Below are 20,115 nucleotides of genomic sequence, written 5' to 3' on the forward strand. Positions count from 1 at the left end.
CAAGGAAAACTTGTCGATAGCAAGGCGAAAATTTTGCTATTTAGTTGTTCTAAATAAGAAATTTTCAACGAAGCTAACGTCAGTTTTAGTCCCTCATAATGATTAAGTATTATTGAGGATTGGTATAACATCTTTCCTACTTTCAACACCCTAGCAGTTACTAACAAACGTAGCGAGCTCACTGCGACTGTTTCAGATTCCAGCATGGTTCGATATGCGGTATAATCGGCGCCTTTTTTCTATTGGGGCAATTTACATGAACGCGTTAAAAGCGGAACGAGCACTGTTTTCCTATCCCAAATATTGGGCGGAATGTTATGGCAATGCACCTTTTCTTCCGACAACTCGACAAGAGATGGACGAACTAGGCTGGGATAGCTGTGACATTGTGTTAGTAACCGGTGATGCGTATGTAGATCACCCAAGCTTTGGCATGGCTGTCATCGGCCGTGTTTTAGAAGCACAAGGCTTTAGAGTTGGCATTATTGCGCAGCCAGATTGGTCAAATAAAGATGCCTTTATGTCACTGGGCAAACCAAATTTATTCTTTGGTGTAACCGCTGGCAACATGGACTCGATGATCAACCGTTACACCGCCGAAAAGCGTATGCGTCACGATGATGCTTACACGCCGGGTAATGTCGGTGGTAAACGTCCAGACAGGGCGGTTGTGGTATATAGCCAACGCTGTCGCGAAGCTTATAAAGATGTCCCTCTGGTAATTGGCGGTATTGAAGCCAGCTTACGTCGTATTGCCCACTACGATTATTGGCAAGAAAAAGTGCGCCGCAGCATCATCTTTGATGCTAAGGCTGACATACTCATCTACGGTAATGCTGAGCGCCCGTTAGTTGAAGTAGCGCATCGTATTGCAGCTGGCGAAGACGTCAGTCAAATTCAGAATATTCGCGGTACTGCGGTTATCCGTAAAGAGCCATTAGAGGGCTGGCGCGGCAGTGATTCAACAGCCATTGATAAAGTGGGCAAAATAGACCCAATTCCAAACCCATACGGTGCCGATGATGTGGGCTGTAGCAAGTCAGAGTTTGCCAAAGCTGGCATAGACTTAAAAGCCGAAGAAGCCAAACCTATCGTTGTTCAACCACCTAAATTAAAGCCCTGGGAAAAAGCCTACGTAAAGCTGCCTGCTTTCGAGCAAGTCAGTGTGAATAAGCCGCTTTATGCCCACGCTTCACGTATTTTGCACCAAGAAACCAACCCAGGCTGTGCTCGTGCGTTATATCAGCGCCATGGTGACCGTTATGTGTGGGTGAACCCGCCAGCGTTTCCACTAGAAACTGAAGAAATGGATATGGTGTTTGGTTTGCCATATCAGCGAGTGCCTCATCCTAAATATGGCAATGAAAAGATCCCTGCCTACGATATGATCAAAACTTCGGTAAACATCATGCGTGGGTGTTTTGGTGGTTGTAGTTTCTGCTCTATTACAGAGCATGAAGGACGCATTATTCAAAGTCGTTCAGAAGAGTCGATTTTAGATGAAATCGAACAAATTCGTGACAAAGTGCCGGGTTTTACCGGCGTTATCTCGGACCTTGGTGGTCCAACAGCTAACATGTACAAGCTGCGCTGTAAGAGCAAAAAGGCTGAGAGTACCTGCCGTCGTTTATCTTGCGTGTTCCCTGATATTTGTAAGCACATGGATACTGATCACACGCCAACGATTAACCTGTATCGTAAAGCGCGTGATGTGAAAGGCATCAAAAAAATCCTTATTGCATCCGGTGTGCGTTACGACTTAGCGATAGAAGATCCACGCTATGTGAAAGAACTGGTCTCACATCACGTTGGCGGCTATTTGAAAATTGCGCCTGAACATACCGAATCGGGTCCACTTTCAAAAATGATGAAACCGGGTATGGGGGCATACGATAAGTTTAAAGAGTTATTCGATAAGTACTCCAAAGAAGCAGGTAAAAAGCAGTATTTGATCCCGTATTTTATTTCGGCTCACCCAGGCACGACCGACGAAGATATGGTGAACATGGCGCTGTGGCTAAAAGCCCACGACTTTAAGCTCGACCAAGTGCAAAACTTTTACCCGTCTCCTATGGCAAATGCGACCACGATTTACCATACCGAGATGAACTCATTACGAAACATCAAGAACAACAAAGAAGTGGTGAGTGTGCCTAAAGGGGCAAGACAGCGTCGCTTACACAAAGCCATTTTGCGTTACCATGATCCTGCAGGCTGGCCGATGATCCGTGAAGCGCTTCGAAACATGGGTAAAGCTAACTTAATTGGTGGTGGACCGAATTGTTTAGTGCCAGACGAAACCAGACAAGAAAAAGCACAGCGCGGCAAAAAAGGTTCAGGGAGTGGGCAACAAGCTCGCAAGGGCGGCAAACCAGCACTGACGCGTCATACCGGGTTTAGTCAGTTTAAAAAGGCCAATACCAAGCCGAGAGTTGGGGCAAATAAGAAAAGAGCCAACCAGCCTAAATAATAGGTCTAATCAAAAAAGCTGTCGTAAGGCAGCTTTTTTGTAGCTATAAGAAGAAAAGTCGCGAGGCTTATTTAAATGTAGCCAGCAATTGCAGTAGATTTTGGATCTTAAACACCACGGCTTTTAATTTCTCTTCGTCTAAATTTTCCATTTTGCTGAGTGCTTCAACGTCTGCAGCTGTATCAAGCACATAAGGCTTGAAGCGTTTTGCTTCAAAATCAAAGCCCGCATTTTTATCGAATAGTGCGGTGAATTTTCCATGCCCTTGTTGCTGCAATTCATCTAATTTTTTATCTGCATCAAGTGCCTGACGGTAAACGACTTTTAGATTTTCATTGAGTTTTTCAATAACAGCTTGCATGTTTTTCCTAAAGTTGTCGGTAAATCGGCCGATAGTGTACGAGGATTCAATTAAAAAGTCAGGTACATGCTTATGAATATTTCAGGAGGTTCTTTACCTGTAATGTCTGATGCTGGTGAGGGCGGTAAAGTAGTGAGTGCTGCTTTAGCCAAAAAGCAGCAGCAGGTAGAAGGTAAAGCGGCACTTGCTCTGATTGATGCTGCAAGCACTAATTCGGCAGCACAGAGTCCAGCACAATCAACCACAGCAACTTTAGGCAATAATATTAACGTGTACGTTTAATCGTACTTTTTTGATATTAGCGCAGCTGTAAATCAATCGGTGTCTTACTTGTTTTGCCGCCGATTTCTCTTACTAACTTGGGTACCAAAAAGCCAGGTAGTTCAGCTAGCATACCCGCCATCAAGCTAAGCGCAGCTTCTTCAGACATATCAAAATGACTGGCACCTTCTACTTTGTCTAGTAAGTGTAGGTAATAAGGCAGAATATCCGCCTCAAATAGTCGTTCGCTCAGTGCTACTTGCGCTTCTACAGTGTCATTTATCCCCTTTAACAAAACCGCTTGGTTAAGTAGCGTAACATTCGCTTGTTTAAGCATTTGCATGGCGCTTTCAAAGTCATTGTCAATTTCGTTGCCGTGATTAATATGATTCACAAAGATGATTTTTAGCGGGCTCGCTTTAAAGCGTTCGCATAACTCAGGCGTAATACGGGCAGGGATCACCACAGGTAAACGGCTATGAATACGCAGGCGTTTAATTTGTGGTAGTTGCTCTAATTGTTCTAAAAACCAACTAATGGCAGTGTCTTTGGCCATTAAAGGATCGCCGCCACTTAAAATGACTTCATTCACATGCATGTGATTTTTTAAGTACTCAACCACTTCAAGTAAAGCCTGCTTATTTACTTGGTTATCTTGATACGGAAAGTGACGCCTAAAGCAGTATCGACAGTTCACCGCGCAGCCAGTTTTAAACATCACTAGCACGCGAGAGCGATATTTATGCAATAAGCCTGGTATGGCACTTTGTTGTTCTTCTAAAGGATCTTTGTTGTAGCCAATTTGAGTAATAAACTCTTGGTGCTGAGGTAGCACTTGAAGTAATAATGGGTCATTGGGATCGCCAAAACGCATCTTCTTTATAAACGGCAGTGGCACACGCATCGGGAATAAACGACGCGCTTCTAGGTCTTTTTCACTGAAATGACTGTTGATGCCAAGCATTTTTACTAGAGTTTTTGGGCAAGTGACCACATTTGCCAATTCTTTTTGCCAGTTACTATGCAAATTTACTTCATTTGTTTGTATCATTAGCAGGTTTATTACTCGATAAAAGAAGATTAGAGGATACCGATGGCGAATTATAGCACCAACGAGTTCAAGGGCGGCCTAAAAATTATGATCGATGGCGAGCCGTGCACCATCTTAGAAAATGAAATGGTTAAGCCGGGTAAAGGCCAAGCGTTCAACCGCGTTAAGATCCGTAAATTGATCTCAGGTAAAGTACTTGAGAAGACATTCAAGTCTGGTGATTCAGTAGAAGGTGCTGACGTAATGGAAACTGAGCTAGCTTACCTATACACAGACGGTGAGTTCTGGCATTTCATGAACAACGACACATTTGAGCAGATCGCTGCTGACGAAAAAGCAATGGGCGACAACGTAAAATGGTTAGTTGAAAATGACGTATGTACAATTACACTTTGGAACGGTAACCCAATCGCGGTAACACCACCAAACTTCGTAGAACTAGAGATCACAGATACTGATCCTGGTCTTAAAGGTGACACAGCGGGTACAGGTGGTAAGCCTGCAACTCTCACTACAGGTGCTGTAGTACGTGTGCCACTATTCGTTCAAATTGGCGAAGTAGTGAAAGTAGATACACGTAGCGGTGAATACGTAGGTCGTGTGAAGTAACTTTTAGTTATTTCTGAGACCAAACAATCCCAGCTTCGGCTGGGATTTTTTATGGTTAAAATAAATTTTTAAAAGAGTTAGATAGTATGTCTGAGAGCAACTGGGCACCGAGTGCGGATATTCAAACACTGAAGCAACGGGCAGTAATTATCGCGAAAATCCGTCAGTTTTTTGCTGAGCGCGATGTGATGGAAGTCGAAACGCCAAGTTTATCAGCTGCGAGTGTTACAGATGTTCATTTAGCGACTTTTGCGACTGAGTTTGTGGGCCCTGGCAATGCCGAAGGGCTGCCTTTGTACATGCAAACCTCTCCTGAGTTTGCCATGAAGCGCCTGCTTGCCGCGGGCAGTGGCGCCATTTATCAATTAGCCAAAGCATTTCGTAACGAAGAATCGGGTCGTCATCACAACCCTGAATTTACTATGTTGGAATGGTATCGCCCAGGGTTTGACGAATTTGATTTAATGAGCGAAATTGATGCGCTGATGCAGCTTATTTTGAACTGCAAAAAAGCCACCTCAGTGAGTTATCAACAAGTCTTTATTGATGTACTAGGGCTAGATCCCCTTGAAGCAACGCTAAATGAGTTACAGAAACTTGCTACAGAAAAAGGCTATGGTGATATTGCCGCAAACGAAACACATAAAGACACACTGTTACAGTTACTATTCTGTATGGAAGTGGAACCTAAAATAGGCATTGAAGCGCCTTGTTTTGTGTATCACTTTCCAGCCTCACAAGCAGCATTGGCGCAATTAAATCCAGATGACACTCGCGTAGCAGGGCGCTTTGAGTTGTATTTTAAAGGCATGGAATTGGCCAATGGCTTTAATGAACTCACGGATAGCAAAGAGCAAGCAGCGCGTTTTGCGGAAGATAATCAGTTCAGAGTGCAAATGGGCTTGCCAGAAGTGGCAGCAGATGAGCGCTTTTTAGCGGCGCTCGCACATGGTTTGCCACAATGCTCGGGTGTAGCGCTAGGCATTGATAGGTTAGTGATGCTAGCGACGGGCAAGTCATCAATTAAAGAGGTAATTGCCTTTGATATCACACGTGCCTAACACATGTGACATCTGACTTTATTTACCTCACAAAGCGGCGTAATTCGTCTTGCGTCGTTTGAGTAAGCTTTTGAGCTTGTTGGCATTGCTCTGAAGCCGCATCAATTTGCAGCTTTGCTTGTTGTGCAAGTTCGACAATATTGAGTACCGTTTGATGGGTGTGGTTTTGCGTTGTTTCAAGTTGATGTACTTCACCGACGATGGCTTCGAGTTGAGTTTGGTTATGCTCAAAATCGTTACACATACTAGCAAACCCACCCGATGTCTCGCTGATGGCTTTCTCAGCCGAGCTTGAATGACTGATCAACTGTTGTGATTCTTGATGTGTCTCACCAACTAACACATCCATTTGGTTGATGAAGTCGCTGATCTGACGCGTCGCATCGTTTACTTTAACTGATAGGTTTCTAACCTCATCGGCAACCACCGCAAAACCTCGGCCAGCTTCACCAGCACGTGCAGCTTCAATTGCAGCATTCAGCGCCAGCAAATTAGTTTGGTCTGAAAACTCTTCAACCATCTTGAGAATGCTACGTATATTGTCACTGTTTTCTTTAAGCCCTGCGACAGTATTGGCGAAATTGCCAAGCAATTGTGTTATGTGCTGAATTTCACCGACTAAAGTAGACAAAGACTGCGATGAACCACGCACAAAGTGCAGGCTTTCGGTATTAGCTTGATATACATGATCGGTATTGCCCACAATACTTTGTAAGCTATGGGTCACTTGGTCACTAGCTGCAATGATAGAGTCACTACTCGAAATTTGTTGAGCACCTAATTCAGAAGTCTGTTGCATTGAGCGAGTGACTTCTTGGTTAGAGTTAGCAGCGACTTCAGCACTGTGATAAGTGGTGTTGAGCAGTTCACTTAAGCGACTGGTAAAGTGATTATATTGCTCACTGACTTCGCGGAATTCATCGTAGGTAAACTGCGGTAGCTTAGCCTCTAGATTGCCATCATCTCTATTTATTTGTTCTAGCGTATCGCGCATTGCTTTGATTGGACGCACGATAAGAAAACGCATATAAAATAATGTGAAGATAAACCCGCCAATAGCGCCAAGTGCCATTAACCAAAATAGTCCTGTGCCTTGTTTATCTTCAGTTAGTTCAGCATATAGCCAAAATAAAGTGATGAGCTGGAAAGCAAATAAAAAGCTCAGGTTGCCGAAAATTTTTCTCGACAGAGTAAAAAAGAAACTCTGTTCAATTTGATTATATAAACTCATGTATAGACTCATATTTTGGCTCTTAAATTGCCAATTTCTTTTAATTTTAGAACATACTAGAGATTTCTTGCATTATCGCGACAAAATCATTTTTGCGTAGCACGGATAATTGCTAAAAATACCATCTACGCCTAAGTTCTGCATTTCTTCTATTTCTTGTTGTTTATCGACCGTATAGGTCATCACCTTTAGGCCCCTTTGCTTGGCATCTGCCACAAACTCATGATTAATAAAGTTCTTATCTAAATGCACGCTATAGGCATGTAGGTTTTCTGCAAAGTAGGCGTAGTTAAGTGGGATAGACGCAGTTAAAGCGCCTATTTTAACCCAAGGCAGATTCTGCTTAAGCCATTTTAGCTGGTGGTGATCAAATGAGGAAAGCAAAAGCTGTTCACGCTCAATAATGCCCTCAGCCACATTTTGTTCGAGGATTTGGACCAATTTATCTAGGCCCAAGGTGTGCTTGAGCTCAAGGTTAATTTGAGTTTGTGTACCAATCAGCTCGAGTACCTGTTGTAAATTAAGGACTTGCTGGCCATCTCCAGCATCAAGCGTACTGATTTCTGAAAATGGTGTATCAACCACTCGGCCATTACCATTGGTTGTTCGGTCTAACCAAGAATCATGAATGATCACAAAGTCATCGGCGCAACTTTGTACGTCGAGTTCTATGCCATCAACTTGGGCTTGCAAAGCTGCAGTAATGGCAGAAGCTGTATTTTCAGGATAGTTACCACTGGCACCTCGGTGCGCAAAGATCTGCATTAGGCTTTTTTCCTTGTGATTGACCAAGTTTCAAAACAGGCTGCACTAACAACCAGTAAACCGCCGATTAAGGTCATCATATTTGGCTGTTCTGACAATAGCATAAAAGCCAATACGGTCCCGTACAAGGGTTGTAAACAAGAAATTAACCCGGCTGTTGTTGCAGATAAGAACCTTAAACTGCTGGCAAACAGTGCATGTGGCGCTGCGGTAAAAATAATACCAGCCAATAACAGTAACCATATATCTTGTTCGGGCAGGTCTGTCGGCCCAACATCAACGAATGCACACAGCATTAAACTAGCCACAATAGTTTGATAAAGCATAGTCTGCGGACCGCCATAAGATGAGAAATACTGCTTTTGCAGTAAATTTCTTAACGCAAATAACAACCCTGAGAAAATCCCTGTGACTATCCCTAATGTAACGTCATTACCCAGGTTAGCTTCTGGCACTAATAAGTAAATTCCGAATAAAACCGTCACTGCACTGATGATGTCTTTGCTTTTAAGTTTCTGCTTACTGAAGAAAGGTTCTAGAAACACAGTGATCACCGGGTAAGTAAAGAAAGCAATAATGCCAGTCGCAATGCCTGCTAGTTGCATACCTGCAAAGTAAGTCACCCAGTGTAAGCCAACGACAATGCCTAAAATTATGGCGATGCCGTAATCTTTTTTGTGATTAAGGGCGATGGCTTTGCCTTGAAATTTGAGTAAGCAAACGAGGGCAATAAAGGCGATGGCTGTACGGTACACCGTAATATCAAGCGCTGATAAGGCAATGAGTTTAGAAAATAGTGCAGTACCACCGAACAGCAGGACGGCAGTATGGAGCTGAATAAGTGCAGATTGTTCTGAGCGCATGAGTGTGTCGTGTTGTCTTTTTTTTGAGTCTATCATTGATGACACTTGTCACTAAACAAATTATGAATAGCAGTTAGTCTATGTAAGTATATGTACCTATTATGTTTTAGAGACTACTCCAATAACAGACTGCCCCGGAACTGGAATGAACATGCTGAACAAACCCCACAATATGGCATTAGCCCACCCCAATAAAAAGTTTTGGAATTGGGGGCCACTATTTTTCTCAAGCTTTTTCTTTTTTCCTTTACTGACTAATTGGCAGTCGTTATCAGTGGGTGATATTACAGCGCAGCTAGCTATCTATGCGCTTTTTGTTTTTCTATATGGTATTGCTCTGTATAAAAAAGGTGAGTCAGTAACCCCTAGTCTAGCTGCCATGGCGTTACTCTGTTGTTTGGGCACTTATGTGACCTATGGTACTCACTCTTTATTTGGTTTTATTGGCTTTTTCTGTGGTTTTAATTATCGCCGAAAGCAAAGTTTTATGATGATGGCTGCATTGATGGTGGTTATTTTTATAAGTGCATTTTTATTTGTGCCAGTGAAATCACTGTATTTCGTCTCTCCAGCAGCGATTGTCAGTATTGGTTTGTTTATCTTTGGCATGATGGAGCAAAGAGAGCGGCTCTATCGTGACCAACAAGCCAAAGACCAGCAACAAATTGAGCAGTTGGGGGCAATTGCTGAGCGAGAGCGTATTGCTCGAGACTTACATGATTTACTTGGCCACTCTCTATCATCAATTGCGCTAAAAGCAGAATTGGCGAGTAAACTCACTGCGGCTGGAGTAAATGAACAAGCCTCACAAGAATCGGAGCAAGTTGCGCAATTAGCCCGAGATTTGTTAAGTGAAGTTCGGCAAGCCGTTTCTGGTTTAAAGCAAGTGGGGCTATATGCACAAATTGATTTATTAGTCGCTCGTTTGCAAGATGCAGGCTTTAATGTTGAGCAATCAATTGAGCATGTGATATTGAGTGCAGAACAAGAATCTAACTTGTGTTTTATTTTTAAAGAAGCAGTGACCAACATTATCCGCCACAGCAAAGGAAAGTATGTTAAATTACAAGTTAGTTCCCAAAATGGGGTTGTTGAGGTGCGTATTAAAGACGATGGTATCGTTAAAAAGTATCAGTGTGGTAATGGTGTTGAAGGGATCAAAGATAGAGTAGCGACACTGCAAGGTCAATGTGACATTAACACAGATTCGGGTATGACCATCAACATTCAGTTTAAGGAGCACATTGCATGATCAAAGTATTAGTCGTCGAAGATCAAGGGTTAGTACGAGGGGCCATTAGCGCTTTGTTAGGATTAGATGTGCAAATAGAAGTAATTGCACAAGCTCAAGATGGATTAGAAGGGTTAAATGCGCTTCAAGCGCATGATATCGATATTGTACTGACTGATATTGAAATGCCAAACATGACTGGGCTCGAACTCGCTGAGCAAGTCATAGCAAAGTACCCGAATAGTAAAGTGGTCATTATGACGACTTTTTCTAGGGCGGGATATATTCGTCGTGCCATGGCCATGGGGGTGAAGGGGTTTGTGCTTAAAGAAGCGCCCAGTGAGTATTTGGTCAATACCCTCAAAAAAGTCATGGTGGGGCAAAAAGTCATTGATCCTGAGTTAGCAATGAGTGCGTTAGAAGACAATGATCCTCTTAGTGACAAAGAGAGAAAAGCATTACGTTTTGCGAGTGAAGGGCTAAAAACCGCTGAAATTGCTCAGAAATTGTTCTTGAGTGAAGGCACAATTAGAAATTATTTGTCAGAAGCGATTGCGAAACTAAACGCAACAAATCGAGTGGACGCGGCCCGAATAGCTAAACAAAAAGGCTGGCTGTAATTTAACCTGCCATGTAAACTATTGCAAAAGCCTGAATGTTTGTAATGTAGAGTAATATACTTACTCTATTAATTTGCTTTAAAATCATATTTTTAAATATTAGACTCATCCTAATTTCCTAGTTTAAAATAAGTGGATTATGCAAGAGCTACATTTCGCGATGCCAATAATGTCATTAACAGCGATTATTTCTGCTGGTGTGATGACCCTTAATTGGTTCATGTATCAGAGCGCTGATGGCGTTAAGCAGTGGATGTACTCTATGCAGTTGATGGCACTGACCTGTTTGCTGTTAATTGGGATTAGCTATCAGCCAGAAACCATTACTTTTGCGGCTCTTATTTGTTTATTCGCGACTTTCTACTTCTTTGTTTCCGGTACCGAAAAATTCTTTAAAGTGGCACACTCTCCAAAATTATGGCTCGCGATAGGTGTGGTGTATTTTGGATTGACAATCTGGTTTAGCTTTATAGATTCAAACAGAGCAATGCGTTATATCGCCTCCTATTCTCTGGTATCGATAGCCATGGGGTTGTCTATTCGTTCATTGATGATTTGCACGCCTAGTCAACATCAGCGTACTAATTTGTCGCGTTGGGGGTTTTTGGTTTCATGCTTGTGTGTGTTTGCCGTTTTATCTATTCATTTATTAACATTAGATGCGCAGCCTGTGACATCGGCATTATCGAATTTAAACACCACTCAGGTGTTGGTGATTGCTGCAACAGTGTGTTTACCCATTATTTTATGTGTGGCGTTCAGTCTTTTATGTGGAGCACAGCAACTTGAGAAAATGGCTGTGCTAGCGCAAAAGAATAAACAAGCCAGTTTATTAAAAGGGCGCTTCTTAACTATGCTCAGCCATGAACTCAGAACGCCTTTGAATGCCATAGTGGGTCACGCTGATATGTTAAAACGTATTCCGCGTGAACCGCAAAAACATGCGCAATTATGTGATGTGATCAGCGAAGCTGCACTTTCATTGTCAGATTTGGCAAATCAAGTGTTACTGCAAGCGAAGGGCGAGCAAGTCAGCGCTTTACTTAAGCCCACAAGCCTAGCCGAGCAAGCGCAAACTGTGCATGAATTACTTCTGCCACTTGCTAAAAACAAAGACTTAAACTTTAAACTTCGTATTGATGAACGCTTGAGTGAGCTTTACTTTCTAACAGATAAAGAATCTCTTCCACTGATCTTAAAGAACCTTGTGTCTAATGCGATTAAATACACAGACCATGGTGAGGTCGTTTTATCCGTCAGTATGCATGAGCAAAAAGCGCAAGCGGGCGACACTAAGCAAGTCGTCAGGTTCTCAGTTTCAGATACGGGCGTGGGCTTAAGTAAAAGCGCACTGGATTATATTTTTGAGCCTTTTGCGAGTAGCCAACTTGAGCATAACATCAGCAATAGTGCAGGTTTTGGCTTGAGCTTATGTAAGCAGCTTGTAGAAAACTTGGGTGGAGAATTAACGGTGAACAGTGAACTAAGTAAAGGCACTGTTTTTGCTTTTGATTTAGTTCTGTCTTGTTGTGAGGCGCCAGAGCAAAGAGTAGAGCAAAGTAACGTAAGGTCGCCTGAACAGCTTGGATCCAATCGTATTCTTATTGTTGAAGACAACCTGTTGAATCAAGAGGTGCTTAAGCACTACTTACAAGACACCAAGATGCAGTGTGAGTACGTGAGAACGCTCAAAGCCGCGAGTGAGATCATGGCTGATAATCAGTTTGATGTGATTTTACTCGATATGCATTTACCTGATGGCCACGGTTTAGAGTGGTGGCAAAATTTACAAAGCCAGTTTGAGCCAGCTCAGGCTCCGACTGTGATTGCACTGACAGGTGATGCTGATGAACAAGCACAACAACGATATTTACAACAAGGTATTGCTTATTGTTTAGAAAAGCCTGTATCAGGCTCGACGCTGTTATCTGTGTTAGAGCATGTGGGTACTGCACATACAACACAAATAAACCCTTTGCAGTTATTAGACGAAGCGTTAATACATCGTTTGAATCAGCAATTTGATAGTCACTTCTTAAATACGAAATTAATGTATTTAGCGGATACTTTTGATTACGAGTTTGCTCAGTTGCAAGGTTTAGCAGATATTCAAGCCATCGATCAGCTTGAAATAAAATTACAGACCTTAATACAAGAATGTATTGAGTTGGGTCTTAAAGCCCTCGCTCAGGCGCTTGAAGAAACCAATCAAGCCGTAAAAGCGAAGCAAGTAATTGATTGGCGTGCTTTACATCATTACGCAAAGCAAAATGCGCTTGCATTGCAGAATTATCAACAAAAGTTTGTTTCAGGTATCGGGAAATAGCGACTTTTATGGTTAGAAACTTTGCTATATCCTGTTTTTCTGCAAAGTGCCTGGAGCAATGAACGCGGCTTTTTTCGGTGAAATAACAGCTAAATTACATATATTACAGAGAATTACACATCTACCAAAAAGTATTACTTTTAAAGTTAAGTCCTCATCTCTAAATATTATATAAAAAGCAACTTCTACATATTGTTTCCATAATTATCTGAAATTGTTTTATTTTTGTGCATATTACACTGGATTACACCCTCCTTTATCATTAGAATTCCTGCTCGATTTTTGTTGTGTTTAATTTAGGTAAATTTGGTCCTAGGGATGTTGAGCAAACTAATAAAGTTAATGTTATTGCCGCTTTTGCTTTTAGCGAGTTCGGTGTGGGCAGTAGATATTCAAATATCTACGTTTGAAGACATAGATACCACAGTGCCTCGTGGCGGAGAAGTCAGATATAACATCGAGTTTACTAACAGTGAAGAAGACACAGCAGAAAATGTTGTGGTTGAGTTCTTCATTCCAGAAACAACCAATTTTGTCTCGAGCACCAGTAGCTGCCAAGTGCAAGCCTACCTTGACGCGGGAAAATCACGAAATAAATTACGATGTGAAATGGGGAGCATAAGAGGGCGAACATCGGGCTCTTTGCAAATAACCATAATTACAACTGCTGCAACAGGCTTAACCATTGAACCTAGCGTACGTATTTCTGCAGATAATGAAGATCCTTCTAAATTACTAAACAACGAAGAAACGCAAAATACGTCAATCGTCGCAGGTGTTGATTTGGCTGTCACAACATTGACATCAGATCCATCGGATGTATACCTCAATCAAACTTACCAATATCGTGTTCAAGTTAAAAATAATGGGCCAGATGACGCTGCTAACGTGGTGTTAAAGCATACTTTGCCAAGCTTTGCACAGTGGAGCTCAGGAGGCAGCCAGACTTCAGGGTGGAACTGTAGTCGAACGAACCAAGTGATCACTTGTACTAGAGGTGCCTTGTCATCTGGGCAGAGTGCTTCACTAAGCTTCGCATCAAGTGTGACACAATTGGGGAGTGGGGTAGTAACGGCGAGTTCCGCGATTTCAAGTGATACAGCCGAGCTTGATAGCAGTAATAACAGCAAAACTGTGAATACAAGACTAAAAGAGCATGCAGATCTAGCAGTCTCTGTGGCGACAAAGATCCCTGGTTATTGGGGCATAGATCCAAATACGGCTCACAGTTATGAAATCACAGTTAGAAATTTAGGACCAAGCAAAGCATTAAAACCTATTATGACGTTCACTTTGAAAGATGGCGTTACCTTTCAGGGTGTTACACCTGCGAATGGGTGGAGTTGTAATCGGAGCGGACAGCAAGTTTCTTGTAGAGCAACTTCTTTAGATATCAATGACAGCGATGTCATCGTTGTGCGTGCATTATCTCCTCAAGTTAAAGGCCAGTATGTCTCGACAGCTAAGATTGCTACTGATAGTAATGGCGGCTCTGTAGACCTAAATAGCCGTAATAATTCAGCGAATGGCACGATTAATGTTGTTATTCCTCAGACTCTCAGTGTGAGCAAAACAATTGATGGGGGTAGAAGCTCTTTTGTAAGTGGTGAGCAATTTACCTTTAAGATTGCTGTGACCAATAGTGGAGACACGAAAGAGTTAATCAGCTTAGAAGATACGCTACCAAACCAAGTGGCTTTAATTTCTCCACTAAGTTCAGCCGTTACTTCAGATGACTTTAATTGTTCTGTGTCTGGTCAAAAAGTAACTTGTTTGCCAAAAGTCGCATCAATAACAAAAGACCAGACTAAGCAAGTTCAATTAACGGTTAAGGCTGTTTCAGTTGGGAATAGTATTATTAATACAGCCACGGCGACACCGAAGACAGGGGACGCTGCAACAGGCAATGTTTCTTTTAATATCGCCTCAAGCGCAGCGAAACTTGTGTTACAAAAGACCGCTAACTTGGCATGGAATAATAAGAATTACATGGGCCAAACATTCAACTACTATCTACAAGTTGAAAATACGGGAGCGGGCGCGGCGTCGAATGTTACGCTTCAAGATACGCTAAGCGACGGTTATACCCCGGTTAGCTTTATATCCCAACGCAATGTAAATGGTACATGGCAAACATCCAGTGATTGGGCATGTTCAATCACTTCGCCAACATTGAATTGTACTGCAAGTTCTATTGCGGCATATACCAAGACGCGTGTCGTATTAACGGTGAAAGCGCCTTTTAACGATAAGATCCCTCGTAATACTTTCTCTGTTGGATATGGTAGTAGTAACCATCAAACTTCATATACGGGTTGGGAATTTAAACCAATTAACCCTGTTAAATTAAGTGTTTCTAAAGCAAAGCGTGCGAAAGATACTAAGAATACTAAGTTAGTTGCTAAAGGTGCTTTGATAGAGAGCATTATTAAAGTAAAAAATAACGGCGAAGGTGCAACACAAGGCACATTAACACTTGAAGATGCACTAAAAAACGGGGAGCAGTATGTCAGTGCCAGTGGTAGTAACTGGTCGTGTACACATCGAGATCCATTAGCAAACGGGACTGGTGGCATTGTTTCTTGTGTGTTTAGTAATAAATTACAGTCCGGTACTCAAACCAATAAAGTGACCATTATCACTCGAGCTGTGGCTGAAGGTACATTAACTAACATTGCAACAGCCAAAGATGTGGGTGGTTCAGAGGTTAGTGCGCAAAAAACTAAATCAATAACAAGTTCGCAAACTGCAGATCTTGCAATATCAAAAACAGTGGATAAAACATCACTATCAGCAGCTGAGAATGAGCTTAATTATACGTTAACAGTGAGTAACCTTTCAGGTTCAAATATCACTGGAAACGATATAAAAATTAGTTCAAATACAGGCAAAGCTGCCGTTTTGATAACGGATGACTTTACCGCAACGTTTAAATCGAAATACGATAGTCAAGCAACCGCTATTCGCTTTCCTAGCACAGTAATCAGTTCACGCGGTAGTCAATTTAGCTGTCAAAGCAAAGAGACTGGTAGCTTTGAAAATACCAAGACACAAATCTTATGTCATCTAGTCAAAAATGAAGTGTTTGCTGTTGGTGATCAAGTTCAAGTCCCAATTACCGTCGCGCGTCCATTTGTATTGACTAATGGGCAGGTTATCAATAAAGCCTCAGTATCATCAAATACTCATTTAGATCTTGAAACGGCAAATAATACGGCCCAAGTTGCAAGTAATGTTGCAGCTAAATTTGATGTTGCAGTCACTCAATTGAGCTATGCGCAAAACCCTGTTAGCACAGGCGATAACGCCATCATGACCATTGAGTTGGCTAATCTTGGGGCGAGCAAAGCGTCAGGTGTTGAGCTAGTTCATACATTTACCAAACCGGTAGCGAATACATTTACTTTTGTTAGTAGTCGTTTTTCAAGGAGTGGACAAAGCAACGCCTGTAGTTTTAATTCTGCGGTAAATAAACTGACTTGTAATATCGGGGAGCTGGCAAGTAACGAAGCGCAAACAGTGGTTGTGACAGTTTTACCAAAAAGTGCCTCTAATCGAATGGATTGGCGACTTGATGGGACATCTGTGATCAGTGCTGACAATATGCAGTTTGATAATTTATCGAGTAACAACAGCAAATCTCAGGCCTTGCAAGTAAAAACACGTACAGCAAACCTAAAAATTGAAAATAATGATATTGACGATCCGCTAGGTTGGTATCCAAATCCAAGAGGATTCCCAGGTTCTCTTGATAACATTGTGGTGTATAAAGTTGACCTAGAATACTTGACTGATAACGATGGTAATACATCTGTTGCTAGTGGTGTGGGGTATAACTTTCAAGTGACTCCTAAGGGCGTCAATCAAACCCTTAAATTTTTATGTGATAGCAGTGCCAATAATACTTGCTCAGTCTCTCAAGCACGCTGTAGTAATACAGGGCAAAGTTTCACAGGGCAAACAACGTTTAACTGTAAAGGGCCAGAAAACAGCAGTGATAGCAGCTTAGAAGAATATGAGCTCCGAGAAAATACAGCTGGCAATAACGCAATTTATACCCGCTATATGTTTTTTGAAGTGATCTCTCGCCCTTCGACTACAGGGGAAGTAGCAGAAACGTTGGCCACTATTTTCTCAAATGAAAAAGACAATGTATCTGCTAATAATAGCGAAGCTGAGAAAACCTCTATTCGAGTGGCCGTTGATTTATCTCTCACTAAAGAAGCATCTGTGCCTCAAGTTGCAGTGGGGAGTGAGTTTGAATATATCATCAAAGTAAGTAATGCTGGCCCGGGTGATAGCGCAGGCAACGTTGTTTATGATTATCTGCCAACTTACCTGAGCTTAAATGGTGCAGTTAGTACTTCTAAAGGGGTATGTACTGCAAGTCGAGCTACCGCACCTAGCAGCAGCCAAGTAACTGACTTTATTCGTTGTGATATTGATCTGATTGCAATGAATGAAACGCCAATTGAAATTCGTGTTCCCGTTAAGCTCAATAGTATGCCGAGTGGCGAACAAGTCTTGAATGAAGCATGGATTGAAACAAAAGGCTTCGATACCAATAAGACGAATAATCGTAACTCTGCGACTACACCTGTAGTCAAAGGTATTATCTCAGGTAAGGTATTTTTTGACTTACAAAATGATGGTGTATTTTCGAGTACAACAGACAGTGGGTTAGCAAATATTCAAATCTTATTGAATGGTAACCTAGATGCTGGTGGCAGTATCACGCAAAAAAGCGTGATGACGAACAGATCTGGTGAGTTTTCTTTTACTGATCTTGCTCCAGGCACTTATACACTGACGCAACCTACCCAAACCGCCTTAAACCAATATCTAGATGGAAAAGATAGCCGTAGCGGTGAAATCTTAGCGAACAGTGAGAATAGCGATGTAATCTCAAATATTCGCCTTACAGCAGGTAGCTCATCATTAAATCATACATTTGCTGAGCGTGGTGCTGCTTCTGTAAGCGGTTATGTTTGGGTTGATGAAAATGATAATGGTTTTAAAGAGGCTGAAGAAACTAGCGGTATCGAAAGTGTCACCCTGACTTTAACGGGTAAAGATGTAAACAGTAAAAGTGTGACGCTAACAACTCAGACGAACGCCCAGGGTTACTATCAAATTAGCGGTTTTACAGGGGGTAATTACCGCCTTATTGAAACCCAGCCAACAGAGTATAACGATGGTTTAGAAAGCGAAAATGGTGCAGTGATCGAAAATACCCGTGGTACAGACACCATTATGCTTGGCAGTGTGTCTAATATTGCGAAATTAGATAATCGTAATTTTGCTGAACTATTAAAAGTACAATCGGCAAGTTTAAATGGTCGAGTATTTATTGACGCTAATGAAAACAATGTTTTTGATAAAGCTGAAAAAGGTATTTCTAACATTGTTATTCAGCTTACGGGCACAGATCATAACGGTACCGCAGTTGATACGCGAGTATCTACAGACGCTAATGGTACCTATACGTTTGATAACCTAGCGCCAAGCAATACAGGTGGATATCTGCTAACCCAGCTATCACAAGATGTTTTGGTTTCTAACTACGAAGATGGTGCAGAGAGTATTGGCGCGTCAATTGTAGCTCAACCCAAAGTAGGTGATACGTTCAATGTCACTATCTCTTCGGGTGATACTTTATTGGAGTATAACTTTGCTGAATTGCCACTTTCTAAGGAAGGGGTAATAGCCGGTTATGTTTATATTGATAGCAACGATGATGGGGTTAAAGCAGCTGACGAGCAGCCCCTAGAAAATGTGCAGTTTACTTTAACAGGTACCACTATTAGCGGTAAAACCGTCAATAATCTCCAGGTATTAAGTGATGCGACAGGGCGCTTTGAATTTACTAATTTAGAACCTAGCAATGTTGCAGGTTATACGGTTACTCAAACGCCTCCTCAATACTACCAAGATGGTCTTGAGCGTTTTAATGGCACTGAAGTGGCAGGGTCTCGCAGCTCAGATGAAATCACGAAAATTACATTAACACGTAAACAAGCACGTGAAGATCTGTATTTTGCTGAATTGATCCCACCGACCAATAAAAAGATCGTGGCGAAAGCGCTACTGGATATTAATCAAGATGGCACTTTCAATGGCGAAGATACATGGCTACAAGGCGTTAATGTAACGCTTACTGGCACAAACGTGTTCGGTCAGCAGTTAAATATTACCCGTGTAACAGATCAAAATGGTGTTGTTGAATTTACTGAGTTACACCCTGCAAAAGTTGCAGCGCAATACACGCTAACACAAGCTGTTGTTGCTGAGTATGCGGATGGTAAAGACTATTTAAACAGCACCGAAGTCGCTGATCATAGCGTTGATAAAGTAGTGATCACGACACTAAATTCAACACCAACAGTATTATTTACTGAACAACCGAAAATAGGTGATAGACAGGTCACTGGTCGTGTATTCCTAGATACCTTGCAAGATGGTGAGCTTGAAGCTGCCGAGCTAGATAAAGCACTTGAAAACATCACAGTTACGTTGGCTGGTAAAGATAAGTTCGGTCGCGCAGTATCACTAACACGCACTACAGACATCAACGGTCAGTACACGTTTGCAGATTTAACCGAAGCAAACAAAGATGGTTATACCGTATCAGCCTCTTTCTCTGGCAACGCAAAGAATGAGAACGGTAAAGACTACCTAGTTATCGGTACAAACCGCACTGAGTCAAACACAGCAAATAGCTCTGTCAAGATTGCACTATCAGGCTCGAACAAATCAGCAACCGTAGACTTCACAGAAAAACTGAAGCCAGTGAAATACAGTATTGCAGGTAAAGTCTTCCTAGATACCTTGCAAGATGGCGAATTAGAAATGGCCGAATTGGATGAGGCGATCAAAGACATCACCGTGACGCTAACTGGTCAAGATATCTTTGGCCGCGCAGTGTCACTCTCGCGTACCACAGATGTGAACGGCCAATATGCGTTTGAAAAACTAGTTGAAGCCAATGCCGATGGTTATACCGTATCTGCCGCGTTCTCAGGCAACGCAAAGAATGAGAATGGTAAAGACTACCTACTCATCGGTACCTCTCGTATAGCATCAAACACGGCGAACAGTGCAATTAAAGTTTCACTATCAGGCACTAACAAATCAGCAATCGTGGACTTCACAGAAAAACTGAAGCCAGTGAAATACAGTATTGCAGGTAAAGTCTTCCTAGATACCTTGCAAGATGGCGAATTAGAAATGGCCGAATTGGATGAGGCGATCAAAGACATCACCGTG

The 20,115-nt window shown here is 42.1% G+C and carries 13 protein-coding genes; 8 read left to right on the forward strand and 5 right to left on the reverse strand.

Features of this window, described 5'->3' with window-relative positions; genetic code table 11:
• Nucleotides 1–256 precede the first annotated feature (256 nt).
• Nucleotides 257–2,470, forward strand: a complete 2,214-nt coding sequence (locus AAEU28_RS17690; RefSeq protein WP_421965293.1) for a YgiQ family radical SAM protein — start codon at nt 257–259, stop codon at nt 2,468–2,470.
• 67 nt (nt 2,471–2,537) lie between these two features.
• Here the strand turns inward: AAEU28_RS17690 and AAEU28_RS17695 are convergent, their stop codons facing one another.
• Nucleotides 2,538–2,831, reverse strand: coding sequence for a hypothetical protein (locus AAEU28_RS17695; protein ID WP_058028672.1), 294 nt, complete (start codon nt 2,829–2,831; stop codon nt 2,538–2,540).
• Nucleotides 2,832–2,903: 72 nt separating this feature from the next.
• Between AAEU28_RS17695 and AAEU28_RS17700 the strand changes: the two genes are divergently transcribed.
• On the forward strand, nt 2,904–3,113 hold the full coding sequence (locus tag AAEU28_RS17700) for a hypothetical protein (protein WP_421965294.1): 210 nt from the start codon (nt 2,904–2,906) through the stop codon (nt 3,111–3,113).
• 16 nt (nt 3,114–3,129) lie between these two features.
• On the opposite strand, the gene epmB is transcribed toward AAEU28_RS17700, so the two are convergent.
• Nucleotides 3,130–4,143, reverse strand: coding sequence for an EF-P beta-lysylation protein EpmB (gene epmB, locus AAEU28_RS17705; RefSeq protein ID WP_421965295.1), 1,014 nt, complete (start codon nt 4,141–4,143; stop codon nt 3,130–3,132).
• A 42-nt stretch (nt 4,144–4,185) separates the two neighbouring features.
• On the opposite strand from epmB, the gene efp reads away from it, so the two are divergent.
• Nucleotides 4,186–4,752, forward strand: coding sequence for an elongation factor P (gene efp / locus AAEU28_RS17710; RefSeq protein ID WP_058028675.1), 567 nt, complete (start codon nt 4,186–4,188; stop codon nt 4,750–4,752).
• Between the two features lie 86 nt (nt 4,753–4,838).
• Nucleotides 4,839–5,813 carry an elongation factor P--(R)-beta-lysine ligase gene (gene epmA, locus AAEU28_RS17715; protein ID WP_421965296.1) on the forward strand — a complete coding sequence of 325 codons (975 nt, stop codon included), beginning with the start codon at nt 4,839–4,841 and terminating at the stop codon, nt 5,811–5,813.
• 22 nt (nt 5,814–5,835) lie between these two features.
• Here the strand turns inward: epmA and AAEU28_RS17720 are convergent, their stop codons facing one another.
• From AAEU28_RS17720 to AAEU28_RS17730, 3 genes are all read right to left on the reverse strand, one after another.
• A complete protein-coding gene (locus AAEU28_RS17720) occupies nt 5,836–7,044 on the reverse strand; it encodes a methyl-accepting chemotaxis protein (RefSeq protein ID WP_421965297.1) in 1,209 nt (402 codons plus the stop codon).
• Nucleotides 7,045–7,116: 72 nt separating this feature from the next.
• Nucleotides 7,117–7,809, reverse strand: coding sequence for a glycerophosphodiester phosphodiesterase (locus tag AAEU28_RS17725; RefSeq protein WP_421965298.1), 693 nt, complete (start codon nt 7,807–7,809; stop codon nt 7,117–7,119).
• Nucleotides 7,809–8,672: a DMT family transporter gene (locus AAEU28_RS17730; RefSeq protein WP_421965317.1), complete on the reverse strand. Its 864-nt coding sequence runs from the start codon at nt 8,670–8,672 to the stop codon at nt 7,809–7,811. Before AAEU28_RS17730 ends, AAEU28_RS17725 begins: the two co-directional genes overlap by 1 nt.
• A 151-nt stretch (nt 8,673–8,823) precedes the next feature.
• Between AAEU28_RS17730 and AAEU28_RS17735 the strand changes: the two genes are divergently transcribed.
• The 4 genes from AAEU28_RS17735 to AAEU28_RS17750 form a co-directional block, all read left to right on the forward strand.
• On the forward strand, nt 8,824–9,924 hold the full coding sequence (locus tag AAEU28_RS17735) for a sensor histidine kinase (RefSeq protein WP_421965299.1): 1,101 nt from the start codon (nt 8,824–8,826) through the stop codon (nt 9,922–9,924).
• Nucleotides 9,921–10,523, forward strand: coding sequence for a response regulator transcription factor (locus AAEU28_RS17740; protein ID WP_421965300.1), 603 nt, complete (start codon nt 9,921–9,923; stop codon nt 10,521–10,523). Before AAEU28_RS17735 ends, AAEU28_RS17740 begins: the two co-directional genes overlap by 4 nt.
• Nucleotides 10,524–10,662: 139 nt before the next feature.
• Nucleotides 10,663–12,849: an ATP-binding protein gene (locus AAEU28_RS17745; RefSeq protein ID WP_421965301.1), complete on the forward strand. Its 2,187-nt coding sequence runs from the start codon at nt 10,663–10,665 to the stop codon at nt 12,847–12,849.
• 318 nt (nt 12,850–13,167) lie between these two features.
• Nucleotides 13,168–20,115 (forward strand): SdrD B-like domain-containing protein (locus AAEU28_RS17750; protein ID WP_421965302.1); only part of this gene is annotated, 6,948 nt, incomplete at its 3' end.

Source organism: Pseudoalteromonas sp. SS15 (assembly GCF_049257195.1).
In the GTDB taxonomy this organism is placed as follows: domain Bacteria; phylum Pseudomonadota; class Gammaproteobacteria; order Enterobacterales; family Alteromonadaceae; genus Pseudoalteromonas.

Excerpts from the sequence above, each read along its gene's own strand:
- AAEU28_RS17690 (WP_421965293.1), top strand. The coding sequence starts at position 257 with ATGAACGCGTTAAAAGCGGAACGAGCACTGTTTTCCTATCCCAAATAT.
- AAEU28_RS17695 (WP_058028672.1), bottom strand. The coding sequence starts at position 2,831 with ATGCAAGCTGTTATTGAAAAACTCAATGAAAATCTAAAAGTCGTTTAC.
- AAEU28_RS17700 (WP_421965294.1), top strand. The coding sequence starts at position 2,904 with ATGAATATTTCAGGAGGTTCTTTACCTGTAATGTCTGATGCTGGTGAG.
- epmB (WP_421965295.1), bottom strand. The coding sequence starts at position 4,143 with ATGATACAAACAAATGAAGTAAATTTGCATAGTAACTGGCAAAAAGAA.
- efp (WP_058028675.1), top strand. The coding sequence starts at position 4,186 with ATGGCGAATTATAGCACCAACGAGTTCAAGGGCGGCCTAAAAATTATG.
- epmA (WP_421965296.1), top strand. The coding sequence starts at position 4,839 with ATGTCTGAGAGCAACTGGGCACCGAGTGCGGATATTCAAACACTGAAG.
- AAEU28_RS17720 (WP_421965297.1), bottom strand. The coding sequence starts at position 7,044 with ATGAGTTTATATAATCAAATTGAACAGAGTTTCTTTTTTACTCTGTCG.
- AAEU28_RS17725 (WP_421965298.1), bottom strand. The coding sequence starts at position 7,809 with ATGCAGATCTTTGCGCACCGAGGTGCCAGTGGTAACTATCCTGAAAAT.
- AAEU28_RS17730 (WP_421965317.1), bottom strand. The coding sequence starts at position 8,672 with ATGCGCTCAGAACAATCTGCACTTATTCAGCTCCATACTGCCGTCCTG.
- AAEU28_RS17735 (WP_421965299.1), top strand. The coding sequence starts at position 8,824 with ATGCTGAACAAACCCCACAATATGGCATTAGCCCACCCCAATAAAAAG.
- AAEU28_RS17740 (WP_421965300.1), top strand. The coding sequence starts at position 9,921 with ATGATCAAAGTATTAGTCGTCGAAGATCAAGGGTTAGTACGAGGGGCC.
- AAEU28_RS17745 (WP_421965301.1), top strand. The coding sequence starts at position 10,663 with ATGCAAGAGCTACATTTCGCGATGCCAATAATGTCATTAACAGCGATT.